Source organism: Streptomyces sp. NPDC057638 (genome assembly GCF_042800315.1).
Classification (GTDB): domain Bacteria; phylum Actinomycetota; class Actinomycetes; order Streptomycetales; family Streptomycetaceae; genus Streptomyces.
This window is the reverse complement of record NZ_JBHVHF010000455.1, coordinates 1-4,557: the sequence shown is the minus strand read 5'-3', so window position 1 is coordinate 4,557 and position 4,557 is coordinate 1. Positions and strand designations below refer to the sequence as shown.

3 protein-coding genes and 1 pseudogene are annotated in these 4,557 nt (G+C 71.7%); 1 reads left to right on the top strand and 3 read right to left on the bottom strand.

The genetic code is table 11. The features are described from left to right. Positions 1-43 precede the first annotated feature (43 nt). From ACFVIM_RS33085 to ACFVIM_RS33075, 3 genes and pseudogenes are all read right to left on the bottom strand, one after another. Positions 44-1,177, bottom strand: a complete 1,134-nt coding sequence (locus tag ACFVIM_RS33085; protein ID WP_384309459.1) for an Mrp/NBP35 family ATP-binding protein — start codon at positions 1,175-1,177, stop codon at positions 44-46. A 42-nt stretch (positions 1,178-1,219) separates the two neighbouring features. Further along, complete coding sequence (locus tag ACFVIM_RS33080) at positions 1,220-1,762, bottom strand: DUF1003 domain-containing protein (protein ID WP_384309462.1); 543 nt, start codon at positions 1,760-1,762, stop codon at positions 1,220-1,222. A gap of 268 nt (positions 1,763-2,030) precedes the next feature. Further along, positions 2,031-3,290, bottom strand: a pseudogene (locus ACFVIM_RS33075) (magnesium transporter MgtE N-terminal domain-containing protein); the annotation flags it as partial. Between the two features lie 442 nt (positions 3,291-3,732). Here ACFVIM_RS33075 and ACFVIM_RS33070 point away from each other — a divergent pair. Then, positions 3,733-4,509 (top strand): hypothetical protein, encoded by a 777-nt coding sequence (locus tag ACFVIM_RS33070; RefSeq protein ID WP_384309457.1) that lies wholly within the window; start codon positions 3,733-3,735, stop codon positions 4,507-4,509. Positions 4,510-4,557: the final 48 nt, after the last annotated feature.

Genomic DNA, 4,557 nt, shown 5'->3' with positions numbered 1-4,557 from the left:
GCCGCCACCGGGTCGCGGTCCCCGCGTACCGGACATCCGGCCGCTAGAACTTGTTGCGCGGGGTGATACCGAGGCTCAGGCCCGACAGACCGCGCTGACGGCCGCCGAGCTTGCCCGCGATGGCCCGCAGCGCGGCGCCCGCCGGGGAGCCGGGGTCCGACAGCACGACCGGCTTGCCCTCGTCGCCGCCCTCGCGGAGGCGGACGTCGATCGGGATGGACCCCAGCACGGGAACCGTGGTGCCGGTGGTCCGGCTGAGGCCCTCGGCGACCATCTGACCGCCGCCGGTACCGAAGACGTCGACCATCTCGTCGCAGTGCGGGCACGGCAGCCCCGACATGTTCTCCACCACGCCCACGATCTTCTGGTGGGTCTGGACGGCGATGGAGCCCGCGCGCTCGGCGACCTCGGCCGCCGCCTGCTGGGGGGTGGTGACGACCAGGATCTCGGCGTTCGGCACGAGCTGGGCGACGGAGATGGCGATATCGCCGGTGCCCGGGGGCAGATCGAGCAGCAGGACGTCGAGATCGCCCCAGTACACATCGGCGAGGAACTGCTGGAGGGCGCGGTGGAGCATCGGGCCGCGCCAGACCACCGGGGCGTTGCCCGGGGTGAACATGCCGATGGAGATCACCTTCACGCCGTGGGCCGACGGCGGCATGATCATGTTCTCGACCTGGGTGGGACGGCCGTCCGCGCCGAGCATCCGGGGCACCGAGTGGCCGTAGATGTCCGCGTCCACGACACCGACCTTGAGCCCGTCGGCCGCCATCGCCGCCGCCAGGTTCACCGTGACCGACGACTTGCCGACACCGCCCTTGCCGGAGGCGACCGCGTAGACCCGGGTCAGGGAACCGGGCTTGGCGAAGGGGACCTCGCGCTCGGCGGTGCCGCCGCGCAGGGAGGTCGCCAGCTCGCGGCGCTGCTCGTCGCTCATGACGTCCAGCGTGACGTCGACCCGGGTGACCCCCTCGACCCGCTCGACCGCGTCCGTCACGTTCTTGGTGATCGTCTCCCGCATCGGGCAGCCGGAGACGGTGAGGTACACCGTGACCGCGACCGCGCCGTCCGTCCCGATCTCGACCGACTTGACCATGCCGAGGTCGGTGATCGGGCGGTTGATCTCAGGGTCGTTCACCGTCGCCAGTGCTGCGAGCACCGCGTCTTCCGTAGCCATACGACGATGGTACGGCGCGGGTCCACGCCGTCGGAAAGGCCGTCAGCGGTCGCCTTCGTCACGCTCCGCAGACCCCCCGGGCGGGAACACGGCACGCCGCTCGCCCAGGTCCCTGACCAGGTCCTCCAGCTCGGAACGGATCCAGTCCCGGGTGGCGACCTCCCCGAGGCCCATCCGCAGCGCGGCGATCTCCCGGGTCAGGTACTCGGTGTCGGCGATGGAACGGTCGTTGCGCTTGCGGTCCTGTGCCTGGGTGACCCGGTCGCGGTCGTCCTGGCGGTTCTGCGCCAGCAGGATCAGCGGGGCCGCGTAGGAGGCCTGGAGCGAGAGCATCAGCGTCAGGAAGATGAACGGGTACTCGTCGAAGCGGAGCGACAGCGGCGCGAAGACGTTCCAGAGCACCCAGACGATGATGATCAGGGTCATCCAGAGGATGAACCGCCAGGTGCCGAGGAAGCGGGCGACCCGCTCCGAGACCCGGCCGAAGGTCTCGGGATCGTACTCGGGCAGCAGCGCCCTGCGCGGCGCCTTGGGCACGTCCAGCCGGGTACGGGGGCGTGAGATCGCGCTCGCGCCGGCGGGCATCCGCTCGCGCGGGACGTCCGGCTCCTGGTCGCCGCTACCCGGAGGTGTCATGGGTGGACTCCTCGGAGTGGGGTCGGCCGGGTCCCGCCCGGCGGTCGCTGCCCTGGGGGTGGGAGGTGCCCCCGGCGCCGTTGCGGTTCGTGCGCGACTCCGTGCGCGACTCCGTGCGCGACTCCGTACGGGGGGACTTCTCCGTACGGGAGGTTCCACCGGCGCGCGGGGGGTGGGCGCGGCGCGAGGACGGCCGACCGGGTGCCGGAGGGGCGGTGCCGTGCGCCGACTCCTCGAACTCCGTCTCCCGCCAGTCCTCGGGGAGGAGATGGTCGAGGACGTCGTCCACGGTCACCGCGCCGAGCAGGGAGCCGCTCTCGTCCACGACGGGCGCGGCGACCATGTTGTAGGCGGCGAGGTAGCTGGTGACGGCGGGCAGCGGGGTGTCCGGCCCCAGCGGCGGCAGATCGTTGTCGACGACCGAGCTGACCAGGGTGAACGGCGGGTCCCGCAGCAGCCGCTGGAAGTGGACCGTGCCCAGGTACTTCCCGGTCGGTGTCTCGTCCGGCGGACGGCAGACGTAGACCTGCGCGGCGAGCGCGGGGGAGAGGTCCTGCTGGCGCACCCGGGCGAGTGCGTCCGCGATCGTGGCGTCCGGCCGCAGCACGATCGGTTCCGTGGTCATCAGACCGCCCGCCGTCCGCTCCTCGTACGAGAGCAGCCGGCGCACATCGGCCGCGTCGTCGGGGCGCATCAGGGCCAGCAGCCGCTCCTTGTCCGCCTCCGGCAGTTCGGAGAGGAGGTCGGCGGCGTCGTCGGGGTCCATGGCCTCCAGCACGTCGGCGGCGCGCTCCTCCTGGAGTTCGCCGAGGATCTCCACCTGGTCGTCCTCGGGCAGCTCCTCCAGTACGTCGGCGAGACGGTCGTCGTCGAGCGCGGCGGCGACCTCGACACGGCGCTTGGGGGAGAGGTGGTGGAGCGCGTTGGCGACATCGGCCGGGCGCAGGCTCTCGAACGTGGCCACCAGGCTCTCCGCGCCCTGGGCGTCCTCCTCCAGCGAGAAGCCGGTGACGGCGGACCAGGCCACGGTCAGCGTCTCGCCCCGGCGGCGCAGCGCCCCGCCCCGGCCCTTGCGGACGAAGACCTTGTCGATCTCCCACTCACGGCGCGCGGGCAGGCGCCGGATGGAGACGTCCAGGACCGTCGCCTCCTCGTCGCTGTCGACCAGCCGCACCCGGCGGTCGAGGAGTTCGCCGAGGACCAGCCGCTCGGTGGGGCGCTGCTCGAAGCGGCGCATGTTCACCACGCCGGTCGTGATGACCTGGCCGGACTCGATACCGGTCACCCGGGTCATGGGCAGGAAGATCCGGCGCCGGCTGAGTACCTCCACCACGAGACCGAGCAGCCGGGGCGGGCGTCCGCCGACCCGGAGCATGGCCACGAGATCGCCGACGCGCCCGACCTGGTCACCCTGGGGGTCGAAGACCGCCACTCCGGCGAGGTGGGAGACGAAGATCCGGGGCGCGCTCGCCACCATGATCAGCACCTCCTGCCCGTGGTCGCCGGTACCCTCGCGGGCATCTGCCGGACATGCTGGTTCTCCCGGGTCTCCCGGGTTCTCCTGACGCGTGCCGGGTTCTTGCTCTTCGTGCTCTTCTCGCTTTTCCGCTTCTTCTGTACTTCCCAGGCTTTCTCAGGTCTTCTCGGTTGTTCTCAGTTCTTCTTGGCTTTTCTCGGGTGTTCCCGGATGTTCTCGTTTTTCAGGCTAGCCCGTCCTGTTCCGTGGCGCCGCTGGTCGAGGGCCGTCCGGCGATGGGGCGCCCCCGTACGCGCCCCGCGTACGCCCTCTGCCGGACGCGCTGCGAGGGGCCGTCCCACCCACCGGTACGCTGCCGTCTGCCACCTCTGGCAGTACCTGACTCCAGGACCCAACGCCGCGCCGCCGCGCCGACCCGAGCAGACGAGAGGCAGTAGCACCTGTGACTCCCCTCCCCCCGGTCTCCCGGTCCCGCAGGACCGTGCTCTCCGTGCTCCTCTGCGCGGGGCTCGCCCTGACGGGCACGGCCTGCGCAGAGGAGAAGGTGGACCCGGACAAGGGGACCAACGGGGTGGGGAAGCTCTCCGCCACCGAGATCGAGACCAAGGCCCGCGCCGCGGCCGACACCGCCGCCACCGTCCGCCTCTCGGGCACGCTCACCAGCAAGGGCGGCACCTACCGGCTCAACATGCGGCTCAAGAAGACGGGCGGTACGGGGTCGGTCGCCACCAAGGACAACACCTTCGCCCTGCTGCGCGTCGGTGACGACCTCTACCTCAAGGCGGACGCGGGCTTCTGGACCCAGAAGCAGGAGGGCGGCCAGGCCGCCCCGAGCCGCACCGACGAGGAGGCCGCCCTCAAGCTCGGCGACAAGTACGTCAAGGTCCCCGAGGACGACGCCTCCTACCAGGAGTTCCGTGCCTTCACCGAGATGGACGGCCTGCTGGACGGGCTGCTGGAGATGCCGGGCCGACTGACCAAGGGCGAACGCACCAAGGTCGGCGGGGTCCGCGCCATCAAGGTCGCCTCCGACGAGGGTGCCGGAGGGGTCCTCGACGTCTCGCTGGAGGGCCAGCCCTATCCCCTCCAGTTCGCGCGCGGCGGGGGCGCGGGCACGCTCACCCTGGGCGAGTGGGGGGCCGACTTCCCGCTGGCGCCGCCCGCGGAGGGCGAGATCGTGGACTACGGACGGCAGCTGCCGAAGTCGAGCGGCGGCTGACTTCCGCGCCCGCCGGTACGGGGGAGGGGGAGCCGCGCACCCATGGGT